General features: G+C 39.5%; 19 protein-coding genes. 7 read left to right on the forward strand and 12 right to left on the reverse strand.

Going from position 1 to position 19,014, the window contains the following annotated elements:
- Positions 1 to 129 precede the first annotated feature (129 nt).
- Positions 130 to 1,344 (reverse strand): dicarboxylate/amino acid:cation symporter, encoded by a 1,215-nt coding sequence (locus JI666_RS08460; RefSeq protein WP_206890735.1) that lies wholly within the window; start codon positions 1,342 to 1,344, stop codon positions 130 to 132.
- A gap of 226 nt (positions 1,345 to 1,570) precedes the next feature.
- On the opposite strand from JI666_RS08460, the gene JI666_RS08465 reads away from it, so the two are divergent.
- The 4 genes from JI666_RS08465 (at position 1,571) to ulaA (ending at position 6,041) form a co-directional block, all read left to right on the forward strand.
- Positions 1,571 to 1,858, forward strand: coding sequence for a hypothetical protein (locus JI666_RS08465; protein WP_206890737.1), 288 nt, complete (start codon positions 1,571 to 1,573; stop codon positions 1,856 to 1,858).
- A gap of 403 nt (positions 1,859 to 2,261) precedes the next feature.
- Positions 2,262 to 4,367 (forward strand): BglG family transcription antiterminator, encoded by a 2,106-nt coding sequence (locus JI666_RS08470; protein WP_206890739.1) that lies wholly within the window; start codon positions 2,262 to 2,264, stop codon positions 4,365 to 4,367.
- Between the two features lie 15 nt (positions 4,368 to 4,382).
- On the forward strand, positions 4,383 to 4,658 hold the full coding sequence (locus JI666_RS08475; RefSeq protein WP_136946554.1) for a PTS sugar transporter subunit IIB: 276 nt from the start codon (positions 4,383 to 4,385) through the stop codon (positions 4,656 to 4,658).
- A 3-nt stretch (positions 4,659 to 4,661) separates the two neighbouring features.
- Positions 4,662 to 6,041 carry a PTS ascorbate transporter subunit IIC gene (ulaA, locus tag JI666_RS08480; RefSeq protein WP_206890743.1) on the forward strand — a complete coding sequence of 460 codons (1,380 nt, stop codon included), beginning with the start codon at positions 4,662 to 4,664 and terminating at the stop codon, positions 6,039 to 6,041.
- An 85-nt stretch (positions 6,042 to 6,126) separates the two neighbouring features.
- Here ulaA and JI666_RS08485 read toward each other — a convergent pair whose 3' ends face one another.
- The 4 genes from JI666_RS08485 to JI666_RS08500 all read right to left on the reverse strand — a co-directional run bounded on the left by JI666_RS08485 (position 6,127) and on the right by JI666_RS08500 (position 9,992).
- Entirely contained in the window at positions 6,127 to 7,197 is a 1,071-nt protein-coding gene (locus JI666_RS08485) for a DUF4030 domain-containing protein (protein WP_206890745.1), read from the reverse strand.
- Complete coding sequence (locus tag JI666_RS08490; RefSeq protein ID WP_206890747.1) at positions 7,181 to 7,756, reverse strand: sigma-70 family RNA polymerase sigma factor; 576 nt, start codon at positions 7,754 to 7,756, stop codon at positions 7,181 to 7,183. The genes JI666_RS08485 and JI666_RS08490 overlap by 17 nt, the downstream gene beginning before the upstream one ends.
- A gap of 257 nt (positions 7,757 to 8,013) precedes the next feature.
- The gene (locus JI666_RS08495; protein WP_206890748.1) at positions 8,014 to 8,184 is read right to left on the reverse strand and encodes a hypothetical protein; all 171 of its coding nucleotides are present in this window, start codon (positions 8,182 to 8,184) and stop codon (positions 8,014 to 8,016) included.
- 383 nt (positions 8,185 to 8,567) lie between these two features.
- The gene (locus JI666_RS08500) at positions 8,568 to 9,992 is read right to left on the reverse strand and encodes an aldehyde dehydrogenase family protein (RefSeq protein WP_206890751.1); all 1,425 of its coding nucleotides are present in this window, start codon (positions 9,990 to 9,992) and stop codon (positions 8,568 to 8,570) included.
- A gap of 209 nt (positions 9,993 to 10,201) precedes the next feature.
- Here JI666_RS08500 and JI666_RS08505 point away from each other — a divergent pair, with 209 nt between their 5' ends.
- Positions 10,202 to 10,924 carry a 3-ketoacyl-ACP reductase gene (locus JI666_RS08505; protein ID WP_206890758.1) on the forward strand — a complete coding sequence of 241 codons (723 nt, stop codon included), beginning with the start codon at positions 10,202 to 10,204 and terminating at the stop codon, positions 10,922 to 10,924.
- A 61-nt stretch (positions 10,925 to 10,985) separates the two neighbouring features.
- Here JI666_RS08505 and JI666_RS08510 read toward each other — a convergent pair whose 3' ends face one another.
- Together JI666_RS08510 and JI666_RS08515 are read right to left on the reverse strand one after the other, a co-directional pair.
- Complete coding sequence (locus JI666_RS08510; protein ID WP_206890766.1) at positions 10,986 to 11,978, reverse strand: S66 family peptidase; 993 nt, start codon at positions 11,976 to 11,978, stop codon at positions 10,986 to 10,988.
- Between the two features lie 129 nt (positions 11,979 to 12,107).
- Positions 12,108 to 13,124 (reverse strand): aldo/keto reductase, encoded by a 1,017-nt coding sequence (locus JI666_RS08515; RefSeq protein WP_211201473.1) that lies wholly within the window; start codon positions 13,122 to 13,124, stop codon positions 12,108 to 12,110.
- Positions 13,125 to 13,407: 283 nt separating this feature from the next.
- On the opposite strand from JI666_RS08515, the gene JI666_RS08520 reads away from it, so the two are divergent.
- Entirely contained in the window at positions 13,408 to 13,668 is a 261-nt protein-coding gene (locus JI666_RS08520; RefSeq protein WP_206890996.1) for a GlsB/YeaQ/YmgE family stress response membrane protein, read from the forward strand.
- A 161-nt stretch (positions 13,669 to 13,829) separates the two neighbouring features.
- On the opposite strand, the gene JI666_RS08525 is transcribed toward JI666_RS08520, so the two are convergent.
- Together JI666_RS08525 and JI666_RS08530 are read right to left on the reverse strand one after the other, a co-directional pair.
- Entirely contained in the window at positions 13,830 to 15,005 is a 1,176-nt protein-coding gene (locus JI666_RS08525; protein ID WP_206890768.1) for a GNAT family N-acetyltransferase, read from the reverse strand.
- A 22-nt stretch (positions 15,006 to 15,027) separates the two neighbouring features.
- On the reverse strand, positions 15,028 to 15,603 hold the full coding sequence (locus tag JI666_RS08530) for a hypothetical protein (protein WP_206890770.1): 576 nt from the start codon (positions 15,601 to 15,603) through the stop codon (positions 15,028 to 15,030).
- A 181-nt stretch (positions 15,604 to 15,784) separates the two neighbouring features.
- Here JI666_RS08530 and JI666_RS08535 point away from each other — a divergent pair, with 181 nt between their 5' ends.
- Positions 15,785 to 16,069 carry a spore morphogenesis/germination protein YwcE gene (locus JI666_RS08535; protein WP_206890772.1) on the forward strand — a complete coding sequence of 95 codons (285 nt, stop codon included), beginning with the start codon at positions 15,785 to 15,787 and terminating at the stop codon, positions 16,067 to 16,069.
- 44 nt (positions 16,070 to 16,113) lie between these two features.
- On the opposite strand, the gene qoxD is transcribed toward JI666_RS08535, so the two are convergent.
- The 3 genes from qoxD to qoxB are packed head-to-tail and all read right to left on the reverse strand — an operon-like array spanning position 16,114 to position 18,999.
- Positions 16,114 to 16,434 (reverse strand): cytochrome aa3 quinol oxidase subunit IV, encoded by a 321-nt coding sequence (gene qoxD / locus JI666_RS08540; protein ID WP_206890775.1) that lies wholly within the window; start codon positions 16,432 to 16,434, stop codon positions 16,114 to 16,116.
- 1 nt (position 16,435) lies between these two features.
- Complete coding sequence (gene qoxC, locus JI666_RS08545; RefSeq protein ID WP_206890780.1) at positions 16,436 to 17,044, reverse strand: cytochrome aa3 quinol oxidase subunit III; 609 nt, start codon at positions 17,042 to 17,044, stop codon at positions 16,436 to 16,438.
- Positions 17,045 to 17,058: 14 nt separating this feature from the next.
- Positions 17,059 to 18,999, reverse strand: coding sequence for a cytochrome aa3 quinol oxidase subunit I (qoxB, locus tag JI666_RS08550; protein WP_206890782.1), 1,941 nt, complete (start codon positions 18,997 to 18,999; stop codon positions 17,059 to 17,061).
- Between the last annotated feature and the right edge of the window lie 15 nt (positions 19,000 to 19,014).

A 19,014-nucleotide genomic window follows, 5' to 3' on the forward strand; every position in this document is an offset into this window, starting at 1 on the left:
TATTATAAAATTTAGATTATTTAAAGGGTAAATAGGTGAACTTTAGAAATAAGTGCTTGTATTTGTCGGATTTTTACATAGAAATATTAAAAAAGACCAGGCCAACCGCCTGGTCTCTCATTCTATCTATTACTTCGATTTTTCTTTCCGTCCAATGATTGTTGCCCCAACGAGATCTCCTGTTACGTTCAACGCCGTAGCGCCCATTCCGACTAAGGCATCAACGGCTGTTAACAATGCAACAGTTTCCATCGGCAATCCAACCTGAGCAAAAACAGTAGCAATCATTACAATACCAGCACCCGGAACACCTGCTGTACCGATCGTTGCTAATGTACCAACAATCACAATCATGAGCATGTCAGTAATGCTTAACGGTGCACCCACGACGTTAGCCGCAAATACCGCTGAGATCGCAATTCGAATGGCTGCCCCATCCATATTAATTGTTGCACCAAGCGGTAAGCTAAATCCATACAAGCTTTTTGGTAGACCCAAGCCATTTGCTGCATTCAAAGTTAACGGCAACGTACCGGAACTACTTTGTGTAGCAAAAGCCGTAATCATCGGTGTACGTGCTTTAGAGAAGAACTCTTTCGGACTAACTTTGAAAAAGACTAGGAAGATCACATAAATGGCAACCTGTACGAGTAACGCAATATAAAGCACAGCAATCATGTTCCCAAGAGACAGAATCGTATCCAATCCCTGGTTTCCAATTGTCTTAGCAATAATCGCAAAGATACCGATTGGAACGTACTGAAGAACAACGTTCATAATTTTAAAAGTTGCCTCATTCAAGCCTTCTACAACTTTGTAGAGGTGTTCTCCTAATTCAGCGTGCTCTGCTGAAGTTCGTAATGCAGAAATGGCAATCCCGAAAGCGAATGCTGTGAAGATGATTCCAAGTAAATTCATTTCACTGAACGCCGTCACAATGTTGGAAGGGACAATGTTTAATAGAACACTGATAATACCTGGATTTTCAGGAACTTCAAACGATTGATTTGGATCAAGTGATAACCCAGTACCCGGATCAAATAAACTAGCAACGGTTAACCCAACAATTATGGCAAATGCTGATGTTAACGTATAGTAAAGGAATACCTTCCCACCCATACTGCCCAGGTTCGATAGTTTCGTTTGATTAACCCCAACAATTAGCGTAAAAATAACAAGTGGAATAATAAGAAATGATAGCAACTTGATTAATAGATCACCTAATGGTGCTAAAACAGCTGCATCCTCACCAAAAACGACCCCAACCGCAATGCCCAATATGAGGGCTACGGATATTTTTAGAATTAACGAAGCATTTATATAACTCAACCAGATTTTCTTCATTGGTTAACCTCCTCATACAGCCAATCTAAATAATTCGTATATAATAACTAGGAATTAAGATACAGCAGAAGTAAGAAGATGTCAAAGTAATAGCTTGAAGAAGCTTCTTCCAGTACAATCTTGCTCTTAAAATGCTTTTACTCTTTTAATCTATTAATATGTATAAATAGATTACCAATTGGTTAGACTTTCTATTGAAAACGAATATATGACCAGGAGGATTAACATGAACAAAGTAAAAGCTTTCCCCATTACCCCTTTTGAAACTTATCTTGAAATGACTCAGTATGGTACAGAAGTACACTTCGAGCATGATAAGTATGAGCTGCTGTCAGGAATCTATGAGCAAGGTAAGATGTATTTCCTCATCGACTATCATACTGGACTCACCTATGAAGTTGAGCAAAAAATCGCTGAGAACTTGCTCGATTTATATGCAGAAGGTAAAGGTGATGAGCTAGTAAAGGAAATCACACCACGTCTGCACTCTTCCTCAACTTTATCGTATAGCTAGAAAGTCCTGCCAGGGAGCAGGACTTTTTATTTTTTTTCGGCTTTTCTTGAGGCTGTTTTCGCAAACATGGTTGCTTTTGCTATAAGAGTAGTGATTTCCGCTCCAATCAGCTAAGTGTGGCTTTTTAGACAAACCCTTTTTAAACCACATATGACGAATTCTACCAAAATAGTCATCACCCTCTCATACCTCTTCATTTCTTTATCTTCATCCATCTATACCGTAAATAAACTTCTTCCTATCCACATTACACATGTGTTCAATTTTGCAAATGTATCAATCACAAAAACTGAACGTTGCAAACCCTTTCATGTTTATGATGTAAGCGATATACTTAGCACTATCAAATCATGATTTGTTTCATCCGTATCATTTTGCAATTGTAAGGGAGTTGGAGATCTCCATGCCACTTGATGAAAGAAGCACATTTCTATTAACGAAACTTGTTCACGCAACTGAATTAGTCACTGTCGAACATATAATTGAGCAGCTAGGAATTTCAAAACGAACGGTACATTATGACTTGCAGAAGATTAATGATTGGTTGGAAGAGAATAAGCTTCCCATTACCCAAACAAAGCAGGGACTAGGCTATTACCTCTCAGAAGAAACGAAACAAACCGTTCCTACATTGATGAAGGAACTTAATGAATGGCAATACCATTACTCTCAAATGGAACGTGTCACGTTAATTGGGGTAGAACTTCTAACGAAAAACCAACCAGTGTTTATGCAAGACTTCATCAAACGCACACAGGTTAGTCGAGGCACAGTCTCAAAGGACTTAAAACTAGTTAAGAAACTACTAAAAGAAGAAGAATTAACATTACACTTTGAACGATCCGAAGGTTACACTGTCGAAGGAAAAGAGGAGAATATGCGTAGAATCTTAAGTCGGTTTATGACAGAGGTTCTAACGAATGAGCAGCTAACAGAAATGACGAACTTTCTGTATCCCATGCTAAAGAACGGTGAAGAAAACACCTATTCGAATTTATTTCAAATGAAGCAAATCATTATGAATGTCGAGCCGGTCTTAAAGGCAGAGTTAACAGACGACACGATTCAAGTTCTAGCTATTCAGCTCGTTGTCCTTCTTCAGCGTTTAAAAGGTGAGCACCGTATTCAGCTTGATCCAGATGAAAAACAAGCCGTCTCCTCAACGAGAGAGTTCGAAGCAGCTAAGAGCATCGCTTTGGAATTAGAACATCAATTTAAACTCTCCCTATCGATCGACGAGATTTGTTTCATCACGATGCAACTACTTGGATCAAGGGTGAATTATTCAGAAGTAAGTGCGATAGGAAATCTTGAGATTGAGAAGCTTAGAAAAGTAGTTAGTGAAATAATTCACGAATTCCAAGTATATGCTTGTGTACTTTTCGAACAACGAGAAGAACTAGAAGAAGCCCTCTTTCTTCACCTTAAACCGACGTATTATCGCTTAAAGTATAATGTTCCTACTAACAACGAATTGACAGCATCTGTTCAAGAAGAATATCCAGAGGTTTTCTCTATTACGAAGCGTGCCGTCTGGCCGATTGAATTGATGCTATCTCATAAACTACCAGATGACGAATTAGCCTATCTCGCTATGCACTTTGGTGCCTGGATGCAGAAGGAAGAGATCTCAGGTGTAACGTTTGGGAGAGCCATTATTGTTTGTGAAAAGGGGATTGGAACTTCGAACATTTTAAGAGGCCAACTAGAAAAGCTTCTGACAAACGTCGAAGTAATCGGAACGGTTTCAAGAAGACAATTCTTGAACAACCACTACGATGTGGATTACATCTTCTCTACTTCCCCACTCCAACACGAAACGTTGCCAGTCCTAACTGTCAGTCCAATTTTGACCCAGCAGGACAAAGAGAAAATTCTTCATTGGATGGAAGAAGTGCAATCAACACCGAACGATCATACAGCACCTACAACAGACGATATCATTGAAATAATGAAAAAATACGGCACCATTACGAACGAAAAAGAGTTAAAGAACGAATTAAATCAATTGTTCGCTCCATCACCAGCTACTCTATCAATAGAAAGGTTTGACAGACCTATGTTAAATGACTTACTACACGAAGAAACGATTCAATTTGCATCACACACCGAAAATTGGAGAGAAGCGATTAAAACGGCTGCATTGCCGCTTCTAACGAAAGAGCAAATCAATTCATCTTATATTGATGCCATGATCAAAAATGTTGAAGATCTGGGACCTTATGTTGTGATTGCACCAGGTATTGCAATTCCTCACGCTCGCCCTGAAGAGGGTGTTAATACAGTCGGGATGAGCTTACTTCGATTAGATGAATCAGTATCCTTTTCATCTAAAGACAAGCATCAGGTGAAATTATTAATCGTGCTAGCTGCGGTGGATAACGAAACCCATCTTAAAGCCCTCGCTCAACTGTCAGATCTATTATCTGAAGAAGAAAACCTAGAAATGATTTATGGCGCTACAGAAAAAGAAGATATTATCAAACTCGTATCAAAATACTCAAATTAAAAGGAGAGAATGAAAATGAAAAAAATTCTTGTTGTATGTGGTAATGGACTTGGAAGCAGCTTTATCGTAGAAATGAACGTCAAAACGATCTTGAACGATCTTGGTATTGAAGCTGAAGTGGATCATACTGATCTCACAACTAGTAAATCTGAAACAGCAGATTTCTACTTAGGATCTACAGAAATTGTTGAAAACCTTGAAGATGGCAACCGAAATGTGATTAAACTTAACAATCTTATGGATAAGAAAGAGCTAAGGACGGCGATTGAAGCAAATTTGAAAGGGGCATAAACCATGGTCGATCTTATAATGAGAGATATCCTAGGGACACCGGCGATACTTGTAGGGTTATTTGCCCTTATCGGTCTTCTCCTTCAAAAGAAAGATATAGCAAATGTCATTTCAGGCACATTAAAAACAATCATGGGATTTGTTATTCTGGGGGCAGGCGCTGGCGTGCTTGTCGCCTCCCTTAATAACTTCAGTAGCATGTTTGATCATGCTTTTGAAATCCAAGGAATTATCCCCAATAATGAAGCAATTGTTGCATTAGCACAGGATGCATTTGGTGCAGAAACAGCTATGATCATGCTATTCGGTATGGTTGTGAACATTATCCTTGCACGTATAACACCTTTTCGATACATCTTCTTAACAGGTCACCACACGATGTTCATGGCATGTCTCATTGCTGTTATTCTTTCAACTGGTGGCTTTAGTGGCGCTACTATGATTATTACTGGGTCTATTATTCTTGGAGCTCTTATGGTTCTCTTACCTGCTCTTTTGCAACCATATACAAGAAAAATCACAGGAAGTGATGATTTTGCCATCGGCCACTTTGGCACGTTCGGTTATTTAATCGCAGCGGCTGTTGGAAAAGCAGTCGGTAAAAACTCTAAATCGACTGAGGAAATTAAAGTTCCAAAATCGCTTAACTTCCTACGCGATACATCTGTGTCAGTCTCACTTACAATGGCCATTCTTTTCTTCGTCGTCGCCCTCTTCACTGGCCCAGCGTTCATTGAATCAGAGTTAAGCGGTGGCACAAATTTTCTAGTCTTTTCGTTTATGCAGGCGCTTACTTTCGCAGCAGGCGTATACATCATCCTTGCTGGTGTTCGAATGCTTCTTTCTGAAATCGTTCCAGCATTTAAAGGAATTGCAGATAAGATCGTTCCTAATGCAACACCTGCACTCGATTGCCCAGCCGTTTTCCCATTCGCAAACAATGCGGTCATCATCGGGTTTTTCTTTAGCTTTATTGCAGGATTACTCAGCATGTTCCTTCTACCGCTAATGGGACTTAAAGTCATTGTTCCCGGGCTAGTCCCTCACTTTTTTACAGGTGCAGCAGCAGGCGTATTCGGAAATGCAACAGGTGGTCGGAAAGGAGCCGTGTTTGGCTCAATGGCAAACGGTTTAATGATTAGCTTCTTGCCAGCTCTTCTTCTTCCAGTCCTTGGCTCATTAGGATTCCAAGGGACAACTTTTGGAGATTCAGATTTCGCTGTAGTTGGACTCCTACTAGGAGGCTTGATGGAACTTCTTTCTTCAAACATTCTGTTCCTTGTCATCGTCGCGATCATACTAGCTGCTATTTTCGTAGTCGCTTCCATGATTAAGCGCGCTTCAGGACAAAATGATCAAGAAGGAAAGCAAGAAGCAATGTAGTTATAAACAGGCCTCTATGGTTAGGAGGCCTGTTTATTTAGTGGGATTTTTATTTAGACTTGGGGGAGTAGAGCAGGTTGCAAACTTAGTTTATCTCCTTATTTTCTTTACTATATATTACAACTTGATAATCATCTCCCTCTACAATCTCTTGTATCTTCTCTGAGTTAATAAATGTATGGATCTCTTCTTCTATATTTTCAGCTTTTATCAGAGCATTAGGATCTGATTCTTTAATTGCAGTATCTACTGATAATTTGTATGGATCAGAGTAGAAGGTGAATCCAACTAATTCTACTTGAAGATCGTCCTTACCAATTAATCCTTCTACAAGTGTATCTATAACTGGACTCCATCTTCTTTCTGCTTCCTCTCTAACTGGATCATACCGATATACTTTTATAGTGAATTTTCCAGATTCCTTTTCTTCTGCGACCTTCCTAACTACTTCTTTTATTTCTTCTATTCTTGATTCTGATACAGGTATTTCGAGTGAAATATTTTTCACTTGATCATTAATCCAAACATCAGCTGATTTAAATTTGTAATGACGTTCGTTAAGGCTTGAAGAAATCTCTTCGCTTAATTTTAAACTTCTCTTTTCGTATTCAGCATACTTCCGTTTCATTTCTGCCGAAACACCATCGTCATAAGGTTCCTCGTTTTTAGGGAACCCAACTTCTACTTTATAGGCTTCAAGTTCATGTGCTTCTAAAATAGCATGACTATATTCAATAATATCTTCCTTATTATTTTGATAATATTCCTCTGAGCCAGTTACTCCAAAAGAAATCGTTTTTTCTCTAAAATCAATATTTGTTCCATTACTAACTTTATAATCTCTTTCTTTTAATTCATGAATTAAAAGATCTCCAATGGAATCTACGCCGATCGATTCTTCTTTATCCATCAAATCGTTTAGAAACGGTATTTTAGAGATAACTGATGCCATTGATGGCGAAACAAATGATAAGCTTACTATTAAACCAAGAACTAGCGTTGCCACAGCTGAAAAATATACAAGTTTGCGTTTACTAGTAATCGTTCGTTGAGGTTGTCTAAGTCTATCTTTTACTCTTCTTCTAATGCTCTCTTCTTGCTCTATCGAATATTGCTGATCAAACTCTACTTTTCCTTTTTCAATCTCCCGCTTCATAATTTCCTCCTTCCCATTCCACCATTGTTTCTTTCAACAATTGTCTTCCTCGCGATAATCTTGTTTTTACCGTGTTTGGGTTCATTTTTAACGTTTGGCCTATTTCTCCAACACTAAAATCTTGAAAGTAATAAAGTATAATAATTTCTCGATATTTAGGACGAAGATCTAATACTTTCTCCATTACACTCTGGTTGTTTTCTTTTTCTAAGAATTCTTCTTCTGTGCTTTTCGATTTTAAAAACCTCTCTAAAATATCCGATGGGGATTGAAGCAAATTAAATTTCCTTTTTCTTAAAAAATCTTTTGAAGTGTTTACCGTTATACGAGATATCCAGGTTTTTATCGAAGAATCGTTTCTAAACTTATGTAAGTTTGTATAGCACTTATAAAAAACTTCTTGGGCTATATCCTCTGCTAGGGAGTGATCTTTAACGTACGAAAAAGCTAATATGAATACTTGCTTAGAGTGATTTCTAATTAACTCATCAACTTCGTCTTCATAGACTGATTTATTCCAATTATCATCTTCATAAATAAGTTCATCTTGTTCTTTCAATTTATTACCTCCTTCCACCTTGCCCTCTATAGACTTAATGAACGTCCGAACGGTTTCATTCTTTTAAAAAAATATTAAAAAGGAATCTGTTAACCAGTAGATTGATACAAGAAATAACGAACAAAAAAGAGACTCCAAGCAAAAGAAGTCTCTGTTAATGCTATTATATATTGAATTCTGCAGTCACCATATAAATAAACTGATTCGTCCACTTCACCCCAGGATTACTTCAATATTATATCTAAATAACTTACAAACTACTCAACCTGTTCTCGATCTAGCTTGCGATTGATTTCATGAAGCAAATAGAGTCCTCGAATTAAACAACCTACTATGATTGCGAATCCAATAATCAGTCCAATTTCTTTTAAGCCTATTAATAAAAACCCTACAACACCGCTGACGATAATAAGGAAAAAGAGAAACATGACGCACCTCCTTACTTATGCTACCATTACTGTACCATTTTCTTGTAATTGTTGAGGTTAACTCTTTATGATCTATTGAAATAATAAAAGGCTCTTTCCTAAGAGATTGTTGCTTTTAAAAGTTTTTTTGTAAAAAGGAAACACTTAGCTGATTGGAGCGAAAAGATGCTCGACTCCTGCGGGTTGAGCGGGACAGGTGAGACCCCACAGGCGCAATGTTTTTATGCGCCGAGGAGGCTCACCGCCCGCCCCGCGGAAAGCGAGCATCCTGAAGCGGAAATCTACCACTACATTTACAGCAACAATGGCTACGAATAGAGCCTAAAAAAAGAGCAGCTGCCATTCGACAGCTGCTCTTAATCATGTTTTCCTATATCATCATCTTATGCTGGATACCCAAGAATCGCTTTCTTCTCAAGGTACTCCTCAATTCCGAAGTCGCCCCACTCTCTGCCGATTCCTGATTGCTTATAGCCACCAAATGGTGCAGAAAAGTCGAGTTCAGCATTGTTCACTTTAATACGACCAGCGCGGATGCTTGTTGCTACTTTGCGAAGCGTTTCTTTATCTTCTCCGAACACATAGCCTGCTAAGCCATATACTGTATCATTTGCGATTTCAATCGCTTCATCAATTGTTTCGTACGTGATAATGGACATGACTGGTCCAAAGATTTCTTCTTGAGCGATGACCATGTCATTCTTCACGTCAGTAAAGATGGTAGGTTTAACGAAATATCCTTTCTCAATGCCGTCTGGCTTACCAGTTCCGCCAGCAATGAGCGTTGCACCTTCATCGATTCCTTTTTCAATATAAGATTGAACAGTATCCCACTGTTTCTGTGATACGAGTGGTCCAACATAGTTTTTATCTTGTGGATCACCTACAGGAAATTCTGGAAGTACTTTTTTCACTGCTTCTTCAAACGCTTCTTTCTTTGAAGCTGGAATAATCATTCTTGTTCCTGCTGAGCAAACCTGACCAGAATTTGTTGCGATATGACTGACAGCTGCTTTTGCCGCTTTTTCTACATCTGCATCTTCTAGCATAACGAATGGAGATTTGCCGCCAAGTTCGAGTGCCACATTTTTAATCGTTTCTGATGCATTTTTCATTACTTTTTCACCAACACCTGCTGAACCTGTAAAGGATACAAAATCAATATCAGGGTGTGAGCTAATGCCGTCCCCAATTGTTTCGCCTGTACCGTTCACGAGGTTAAATACACCTTTTGGAACGCCAACTTTTTCGAAAATTTCAGTTAAGATAATCGCAGCAAAAGGTGTAATTTCTGCAGGTTTCAGAACGACTGGGCTACCTGCCGCAAATGCACTTGCGATTTTCGTTGACGTTTGGTTCGTTGGAAAGTTCCAAGGTGTAATGAGTCCACTAACACCAATTGATTCTTTCACAACGGTATGATCACCACGGTCTTCTGAGAAAGAGAACTCTTTCAATGCCTTAGCTGCCTCAGAAAAGTGGTTATATCCCATATTGTAATGAACCTTCTCTGATATGGAGCGAGGAGAACCTAACTCTTCCGTAATAACGTCAATGATTTCTTCTTTACGATTCGCATACTCTGCAGCAATATTCTCAAGCATTTCAACGCGCTCTTCTCTACTTGTTTGAGAAAAAGATGGAAATGCCGCACGAGCTGCAGCTACCGCTTTATCTAGATCTTCTTTTGTTCCTAAACTAATTTTGCCAATGATTTCTTCTGTAGCTGGGTTAACCACTTCAAACGTTTCTGAACCAGTTGATTCAACCCACTCGCCATTAATGAAATGTTTTAAGTGATTACGCATAATGTAAAAAACTCCTTTTTTTGTTTCAGATTTGTTACCTGTCTTTTACCATTTTCTTGTATTTGCCTTCCTAATGACTGTTACCGTTATCTGGTTGAACTAAACATAGTAGTGTTTAAAAGCGGTGCAATTGCATTCATTATCTTTGAAACTTATTACTCCAAACCGTACACTGAAAAGGAAAAGGATACTAGAAAGGATGATTCGAAATGGCACAAGCAATAAAAGGGAAAATTGCTTACGTCACAGGCGCAAGTAGCGGAATCGGACGCGCTACGGCTCTAGAACTTGCTAGAGAAGGTGTAAACGTAGGATTAATCGCACGAACAGAAAACAAACTAAAAGAAGTTGCAGATGAAGCAAAAGCGCTTGGAGTGGATGCAAGTTATGCCACTGCTGACATTGCAGAGATTGAGGAAGTGAATGAAGCTGTTGCTAACCTAGAAAAGAATCTTGGTCCAGCTGACGTCCTCATCAATAACGCAGGCATTGGATTGTACGGTCCATTCCTAGAACTTGACCCTAAAGACTTTAAGCACACATTTGAAGTGAATGTGTATGGCACCTATCACGTCACCCGCGCAGTTCTGCCACAAATGATTGAGAAAGATCGCGGAGACATCATTAACATCTCTTCGAGTAGCGGTCTTAAAGGAACGTCTGGGTCAACGGCTTATAGTGCTTCGAAATTCGCAATTCAAGGAATGACAGAAGCGCTTATGCAAGAAGTACGACGAAATAACATTCGTGTCTTCACACTGAATCCAAGTCTTGTCGCAACAGAGCTCGCATTCGGTGACAAGCTTTCCGAACAGGATAAAGAGAAATACATGCAACCTGAAGATATTGCTGAATATATGATCGGTCAGCTTAAATTGCATCCGCGTATTTTCATTAAGCAATCCTTGCAGTGGGCAACAAACCCGTTTTAATCTCATAAAAATATAAACAGGGGAACTTCACGCAAAAGTTCCCCTGTTTATTGACCAAAACTCAAATCCAATTTTCAGTACAATACACTTTCTTCTTCCTTGTATCGATCTTCACTTTCTTACCAATTGCTAAAGGATGCATTGGGTGCGTATGACATGTATCAAACTCTGCTAAAATAGGAATTTTGCGACCATCCAGCTGTTCTAACAGAAGATCTAGTGGTTTCTTACTTGTTCCTAAATCATCATACAACTCGTGTTTCCCTAAGATAATTCCTGATACTTTATCAAAAAGTCCACTCAGTTTTAACATCGCGAAATTCTTCTCAACAACCGCTGCATTTTTCGAGCAATCTTCTAGCAATAGAATATCTCCTTGCTTCACTTCAGGAAAATACTCTGAGCTTATGAATCCATACATGGCGTTCACGTTTCCACCAATCAACCGCCCCTCTGCCACACCTTCATTGACTGATATCCACTCGTTCTCATAAAGTTTTTTCTCGGTTGTTTTTTCTAACCAATTTACTGGTTCATCTGACCACAGAAGAGGCATTGGGACTTCATATGGAAGTGAACTTGCATTCATAAAATAGTTTTCAAAGTAACGATAGGTGTCATTCACAAGTGGCTTAAACTCGCCAAATGAAGGGATAAGTGCAGGTCCATAATAAGTTGTGATTCCAGTCTTTGCATAGAGAGCAAGCAATAAAGCTGTGGCATCTGAGTAACCTACAACTAACTTCCTATGCTTCTTAAACGCTTCGTAATCAATGTACGGCAACATACTGTTTGAGTTTGTACCGCCAATTGTAGACATGACCATTCTAATTTCTGGATTTCTTATTAACTCATTAAATTCTTCAGCTCGCGCTTCGGGTGTTCCTGATCGGTAAATTTCCGTTTTACCTGTTAGGTTGCCTTCTACAATGACAAATCCCTTCTCTTCTAGAAATGCCTTGGCACGTTCATACCGAGTACGCGCCGTCACTGTCGCAGGTGAAGACGGTGTGAAAATGCCAATTTTATCACCTTTTTTCAAGTGATTGAACATGAGTCATGCCTTCTTTCTTTATCATCATAAACACACTACCAATTATTTCAAAATCATGTTGTAAACTCAATCACTTCTTATACTCATAACAAAAAAAGCACGCTCACAATTGAGCGTGCTATCTACCCATTAGTTCTCTTGCAATTGTGAACGCAACGGTGGTCCATATTCCTTCAAACTACCGTTCTCTAAATCATCAACATGCTTATATAGTATCTCATCTATCAACTGGAGGTCATCGTTCGATAGTTCAAAATCGTCCGCGCCTTCAACACCGTCCATTTGTGATGGCTTACGTGCACCCCAAAGCGCAACATCGGTTCCTGGCTGATGATCAAGAAGCCAGCGAATAGAAAGCTGGATTAAGTTACGATCTTTCTTATTTGCAAGATCCTTTAACTCTCCAACAGCATCAATCATACTTGGGAAGCGATCACCCTGGAACAAGTCAATTTTACTGCGCAAATCGTCATCAGAGAAGCTTGCATCTTTCGAATACTTTCCTGTCAGCATACCGTGAGCAAGTGATCCCCACGATAGCGTTGCGATTTCGTTCTTCTTACAATACTCAAACCAATCAATGAGATAGCGCTGCAACATGTTTAGATGCATCTGAGACGTATGAATCGGCGCATACTTTTGCCACTCATTCATTTGCTCAGGACTAAAGTTACTAACACCAATCGCTCGAATCTTGCCTTGATCATAGAATTCCTTCATCTTCTTTGCTGTCTCTTCTATCGATACATCCGTATCAGGCCAGTGAATTTGATACACATCAATATAATCTGTCTGGAGGCGATCAAGACTTTCATGAAGTTCTTGCTCCAAACGTTCTGGTCTTGTATCACGATAGTTTCCATCATCAGTAAATCCAATACCAGCTTTCGTTGCAAGAACAAGATCCTCGCGCTTCACATTGGAGCTAGCAATAGCTTTACCTACTAATTCCTCAGATAGACCCTGACCATAAGCAGGTGCTGTGTCGATCATTGTTACTCCTTTATCGATAGCTGCATGAATCGTCTCAATTGATTGATCTTCATCCGTTCCGCCCCAGCCGGAGCCACCGATCGCCCACGTACCGAGAGCAATTCTTGTTGCTACTACTTCACTTTTTCCGAGTTTCACTTTCTTTATATCCATTGTTACCCTCCTTGTATTATAGAGGTGAGTTTAACCGAATTTACTTAGGTCAAAACATTAGAATGTTCTCTAACACTTACAAAAGAAAACGATGGATGAGTAGGTTTTACTCTCTAATAAATAACTGTACTATGAACGAGTAGCATACTAACACTAATTCATTCGTACAAATACAATTGAATAGAATTACGCATTTAGCAAAATATATACAGAAACCCTCGTGTTTTATTCTTTAAGCATAGAACAATACAGTAAGGGTAATGAGAATTTGGAGGTGTTTTCAATAGGATTTATATGGAGTTTAATCATTGGTGGTATTATTGGTTGGCTTGCTGGTGTTGTAACGGGCCGCGATGTTCCTGGAGGTATTATTGGAAATATTATTGCAGGATTTGTTGGTGCGTGGTTAGGTACGCTAATATTAGGTAATTGGGGACCGGATATCGGTGGATTTAGCATTATCCCAGCTATCATAGGCTCGATTATCTTAGTGTTGATTGTGAGCTTTATCATTGGAAAAAGTCGCGAAAAAAGGGATACTTGACCTTCAACAAAAACAATTATATCCAAACATTTAGTTAGAGTTTGTATTCAAAAAAGCACAATTCTTAAATTAGAAGTGTGCTTTTTCACCTAAATAACAAGAGAAATCTTAACGGTAAATAAAGATTATATTTCGTGTAAAACTTCAAAGTTTCTATCACACTAGAAAAAATCCATAAAATTCGTTTCCCTTTCAGGCACAATCCTCTTTAAAAGTTTCAAATCCTTCTCAGGTCCTTGGAGCAACCCAGCTTCATAAAGAAACTCAGGTTTCTGATACCCGGTTAGAATTGCCGTAAGTGTATTGATATTACAGCGAAGTCCGCGCTTTGGTGGATGATCACATGATGCATTTTCTTTATTGCCTCGATACACATCTATTCCATCACTCTTAATATGAAAACTCCCGTTGTTCCACACTGCATGGTCATCATTAATATGTAGGAAAAGTGATTCGTTTTCACTCAAATCAAAAGGATATTGAGTTAAGAAAGATTCCACATCTACAATTCGTGCCATGAAATAGGCTTCTACTTTCGTATTTACTTTAGGATTCGAAAGGAGGAACGTGAATGGATCATTCTCATGCGTTAGGAGCGTACCGCCATCAATCATCGAGTCATGCTGACAAAGATAATTCCATAGGCCTCGTCTTGCTTCACCGTCCAGACACACAAACTCTTCTACTTCAAGTGTACGTTCTTTCACTTGATAATAAGCGTATCCTGTTATTTCTCCATCCTCATTTGTATAGCTTGCAAATAAGAACCCTTCTGAATACACACGTTCTTTCCACCACTGTTCTGTCCGAACGAGCATACCATTAAAGCGTTTTGCGAACGTTTCGTATACGGGATTAAGTGTCTCATACACTTGCTCTAGTGGAATTCGTCGTACTCTTCCACTTACGCGAGGCAATGGCTGAAAATCTTCTTTTTTCAATTTGAGCTTTTTCCAACTACTCAGAACTTCAAAGCCAAATTTACGGTAAAACGAAATTTCAAATGGGTGTAGAAAAGAGATCGTTTGTCCTTTATTTTTCATTTCTGAAAGAGCATGACGAAGGAGCTGTGCCACACGTCCGCCCCTCCTATATTCGGGATATGTCGCAACGGAAGCAATGCCACCCATAGCATATGTCTTTCCTGCCAACCAGGTCTCAAAATCAATTAAGTGAAGTTTGGCAGCAAGCTCTTCCCCTTCAAAATCTCCCCATATTTCATGCTGAAGATAGCCATCTTTTCGTTTTTCTAGTTCTGCTTCAGGAATTTGATATTGAAAAGCATATTCGGAAAGTCGAATGGCATCCATTACTTCATGGTTTTCAAGTTTACGCATCGTTGTCCTCCTGTGACGGATGTTATTTTTTCATTGTAACAATAAGTGGTCCGATAATAGGAATGAAGCCGTAAAGTCCAGTCACCTGATCACGGTCTCGTAAGGCGAGGATGGATAAAAAAGTTAACACAACAAAATCAATCGTCATAACATGTACGAAATTGGATTCAAGAAACGCCGTCTCATACACACCAGGCTCTCTTCCCATAATGCCATATCCCATTAGAAAAATCGTTACTAGCATAAGAATCACTGCGAGAGCATTAGATGAGAGAAAACGCTGTAACTTAACTGGTATTCGATTTGCTCGCTCTACTTTCCTGTTTAGAATAAAATATGGCAATAAGCTAAATGCACCTAAAACAAATGAACCAAGAACAAATGGCCATGCTGGTACTGAACCTCGATCTGAACGTAGGAGCAATATAGCAAAAACGGCTGGCCAAACACCAAGCAATGAAAACATTGCGAGTAAGCCGGGATCTGGATCGTTCATTGTTATTAAATCAGACAAGTAGTTACCATTACCGCTTGGAGCTATAAATACTGAATAGAAAATAAATCCAAGCCATATAATGAATAATAATATCCTCTTCATTCCTAATCCCACTTTCTATTCAATCTACTTACAGCATAAAGTTTGACCGAATAAATCTCAAATATGTGTACAATTTTCAAACAATTGTGGTATACTAATTGTAACAAAACATTCACAAATTATTCTTGGTTTCGACACAAATACAATATGTAAGCGTTATCAATAAAAGGAGTTGTTCACTATGGACGTATATATGGTATATCTTTTCGTAATTACAGCAACACCGTTGTTCCTCTGGCAGGAATATAGAAAGCTTGCACTTGCGCATACACCGTTTATTGTAGCGATTTGGGCTCTTCTTATCTTCTATATTGGTGGAGGGATGACTCCGGCAGCACATACACTCTTTATTACACTATTCGTTATTAATGTTCTCTTTGCACATCTTGCTGCATATCTCATCTTTGCTCGTCCATTCCTTAAGGAACGTTCCATTGCGAAGAAGATGTCACCAACTAAAGAATAATTCAAAAAAGCTGCTCACCATTTCCAGGTGAACAGCTTTTTTTGTTACATGTAATGCATGCCGAATGACATAACCCAGATGGATCCTGCCACAACAGCAACAGCAATAAACACGGCGTATAGAATCGTACCTAATTGAACTTTACTATCTTCACTCTCCGTAATGTGCATAAACATTAAGAGCTGAATTGCTGCTTGTACTAGCGCTAGTCCTACCACAATCACCATAATTGTGGTGAGACTATATCCTGAGTAGAACCCAATCCAAAGAGCTAATAACGTTAATACGATCGAAAGACCGAAACCTACAACATGGCTCCATGGAAAGTGGTTATGACTATTTGTCTGCTCGTTATTAGAGGCCATCTTACATCACCATCCCATACAAGTAGACTGCTGTGAAGATGAAAATCCACACAACGTCAAGAAAGTGCCAGTAAAGACTTGAGATGAACACCTTTCTTGTTGTATCTGGTGTTAAACCACGTTGTTTCAACTGAATTAGTATCAAGGAAATCCATGCAATACCCATCGTAACGTGGGCACCGTGCGTACCTACTAGTACAAAGAACCCTGACCAATAAGCGCTTGTTGTCAGTGCAGCACCTTCATGGATATAATGCACGAACTCATAGATTTCAAATCCTAGAAACCCTAGTCCAAGCGCTAGTGTAATTCCCAACCAGAGAAACAATCCTTTAAGAGAGTGGTTTCTCATATAATGAATCGCTAATCCACAAGTAAAACTACTTGTGAGTAGCAAGAATGTTTCAATTAACACACCTGATATTTCAAAAAGCTCTTCTGGGCCCGGTCCGCCTGCCGTACGTCCTACTAGAACTAAGTAAGTCGCAAACAGTGTTGAGAAGAGCGCAATCTCTGCCCCGAGGAAAATCCAGAAGCCTAGAATATTCAGACGGCCCGTTTCCGTCTGATATTCTAAAGGCGTGTTAGGAGAATGTTCGACTGCTTCCATGCTTCACGCCTCCTTTAGTAATTAGTCTTTTCATGTTCTTCTATCTCTTCTACGCTAACGTAGAAGCCTTTATCGTAATCAAATGAGCGAATAACCATTGTTGCTAGAACACCAATTAATCCGAGAATTGACATCCAGTGCCATGAGAAGACCATTCCGAATCCTGAGATAAAGAAGAACACACTCATTACAACAGGTACTCCTGAATAGCTTGGCATATGAATTGGTTTGTATGGTTTCGTTTCTGGTTTCTTGCCTTGTTTTATCTCTTCTTTCATAATCCAGAATGCATCATGACCTTTTACTTCTGGAAGATGTGCAAAGTTATAGTGTGGTACTGGTGCAGGTGTTGCCCATTCAAGCGTTCTTGCATCCCACGGATCTCCAGTTGTTTCGCGTGGAGAATAGCGGAAACTGTAGTAGATGTTGTAAACAAGAATCAAGAAGCCAATTCCCATTAACAGGCCACCGAATGTCGCAAGAACATTCAGGTTCATCCAACCATCTGCTACTCCGTATGTGTATACTCGACGAGGCATTCCAGCAAGACCTAGGAAATACATCGGGAAGAAACACAAGTTAAAACCTGCTACGAAAATCCAGAAGCTCCATTTTCCTAGACGCTCGTTCAAGCGGTGATTGAACATCTTTGGATACCAGAAGTATAGACCTGCGAAACAAGCATATACCGTACCTGAGATCAACACGTAGTGGAAGTGAGCAACAAGGAAGTACGTATTGTGATATTGATAGTCAGCTGCAGCCATCGCTAGCATAACCCCTGTTACCCCACCAATAACGAAGTTCGGGATAAAGGCTAGTGCCCACAGCATCGCTGTCGTAAACCGTATTCGTCCTTTGTACAGTGTGAAAAGCCAGTTGAATATCTTCACCCCGGTCGGAACGGCGATTAGCATCGTTGTGATGGAGAAGAATGAGTTAACTGCTCCACCCGCTCCCATTGTAAAGAAGTGGTGAACCCATACAAGGAAACTTAATCCGGCAATAATAACCATGGAGTAAACCATTGCTTTATAACCAAAGATTGTTTTACGTGCAAATGTACTAATAATTTCTGAGAACATACCGAATGCTGGAAGAATAACAATATACACTTCAGGATGACCCCAGATCCAGAATAGGTTTGCCCAAAGCATTGGCATACCGCCATCCATCATAGTAAAGAAGTGACTTCCAAACAGACGGTCAAATGTCATAAGTGCAAGTGCCACGGTAAGAACCGGGAATGCAAAGATGATAATAACCATTGTAATTAATGAAGACCATGTGAAGATCGGCATTTGCATCAGCTTCATTGATGGTACTCTCATTTTCAGAATTGTAACGAGGAAGTTAATACCCGTTAGTAATGTACCAATCCCGGCAATCTGTAAGCCGAGTAGATAATAGTTCTGCCCAACACTTGGGCTTAGTTCAAGTCCAGCTAGAGGAACATAGCTTGTCCAACCAGCAGATGGAGAGCCACCAATAACAAATGAAATGTTAAAGAGCATAGCTCCCATGAAGAACGTCCAGAAACTTACTGCGTTTAAGAACGGATATGCGACGTCTCGTGCCCCGATTTGTAGTGGAACGACAACGTTAATTAAACCAATTAAGAACGGCATCGCCATGAAGATAATCATGATCGTTCCGTGTGTTGTAAAGATTTCGTTATAGTGATTTGCGTCCAAGAAGCCAGCATCTGGAACCGTTAACTGCGCTCTCATTAGCATGGCGTCTACACCACCGCGGAATAGCATAAGAACAGCTGCGATGATATACATTATACCTAGTTTCTTATGGTCAACTGTTGTTAACCATTCCGTCCATAGCCATTTCCACTTCTTGAAATAGGTTAAGACGAAGATGGCTCCGATCAACGTTAACGCAATCGAAACGTCAGCGCCATATATTAGTGGATCACCGGTAACAAAAAATTCATCCAGTTTCATGGTGTCTTCCTCCTC

Origin of the sequence: Bacillus sp. NTK071 (assembly GCF_017303315.1) — a bacterium.
In the GTDB taxonomy this organism is placed as follows: domain Bacteria; phylum Bacillota; class Bacilli; order Bacillales; family Guptibacillaceae; genus Guptibacillus.

Excerpts from the sequence above, each read along its gene's own strand:
- qoxB (WP_206890782.1), bottom strand. The coding sequence starts at position 18,999 with ATGAAACTGGATGAATTTTTTGTTACCGGTGATCCACTAATATATGGC.
- JI666_RS08505 (WP_206890758.1), top strand. The coding sequence starts at position 10,202 with ATGGCACAAGCAATAAAAGGGAAAATTGCTTACGTCACAGGCGCAAGT.
- JI666_RS08465 (WP_206890737.1), top strand. The coding sequence starts at position 1,571 with ATGAACAAAGTAAAAGCTTTCCCCATTACCCCTTTTGAAACTTATCTT.
- JI666_RS08510 (WP_206890766.1), bottom strand. The coding sequence starts at position 11,978 with ATGTTCAATCACTTGAAAAAAGGTGATAAAATTGGCATTTTCACACCG.
- JI666_RS08495 (WP_206890748.1), bottom strand. The coding sequence starts at position 8,184 with ATGTTTCTCTTTTTCCTTATTATCGTCAGCGGTGTTGTAGGGTTTTTA.
- JI666_RS08515 (WP_211201473.1), bottom strand. The coding sequence starts at position 13,124 with ATGGATATAAAGAAAGTGAAACTCGGAAAAAGTGAAGTAGTAGCAACA.
- JI666_RS08470 (WP_206890739.1), top strand. The coding sequence starts at position 2,262 with ATGCCACTTGATGAAAGAAGCACATTTCTATTAACGAAACTTGTTCAC.
- qoxC (WP_206890780.1), bottom strand. The coding sequence starts at position 17,044 with ATGGAAGCAGTCGAACATTCTCCTAACACGCCTTTAGAATATCAGACG.
- JI666_RS08530 (WP_206890770.1), bottom strand. The coding sequence starts at position 15,603 with ATGAAGAGGATATTATTATTCATTATATGGCTTGGATTTATTTTCTAT.
- JI666_RS08460 (WP_206890735.1), bottom strand. The coding sequence starts at position 1,344 with ATGAAGAAAATCTGGTTGAGTTATATAAATGCTTCGTTAATTCTAAAA.
- JI666_RS08525 (WP_206890768.1), bottom strand. The coding sequence starts at position 15,005 with ATGCGTAAACTTGAAAACCATGAAGTAATGGATGCCATTCGACTTTCC.
- JI666_RS08485 (WP_206890745.1), bottom strand. The coding sequence starts at position 7,197 with ATGAAGCGGGAGATTGAAAAAGGAAAAGTAGAGTTTGATCAGCAATAT.
- JI666_RS08500 (WP_206890751.1), bottom strand. The coding sequence starts at position 9,992 with ATGCGTAATCACTTAAAACATTTCATTAATGGCGAGTGGGTTGAATCA.
- qoxD (WP_206890775.1), bottom strand. The coding sequence starts at position 16,434 with ATGGCCTCTAATAACGAGCAGACAAATAGTCATAACCACTTTCCATGG.
- ulaA (WP_206890743.1), top strand. The coding sequence starts at position 4,662 with ATGGTCGATCTTATAATGAGAGATATCCTAGGGACACCGGCGATACTT.
- JI666_RS08475 (WP_136946554.1), top strand. The coding sequence starts at position 4,383 with ATGAAAAAAATTCTTGTTGTATGTGGTAATGGACTTGGAAGCAGCTTT.
- JI666_RS08535 (WP_206890772.1), top strand. The coding sequence starts at position 15,785 with ATGGACGTATATATGGTATATCTTTTCGTAATTACAGCAACACCGTTG.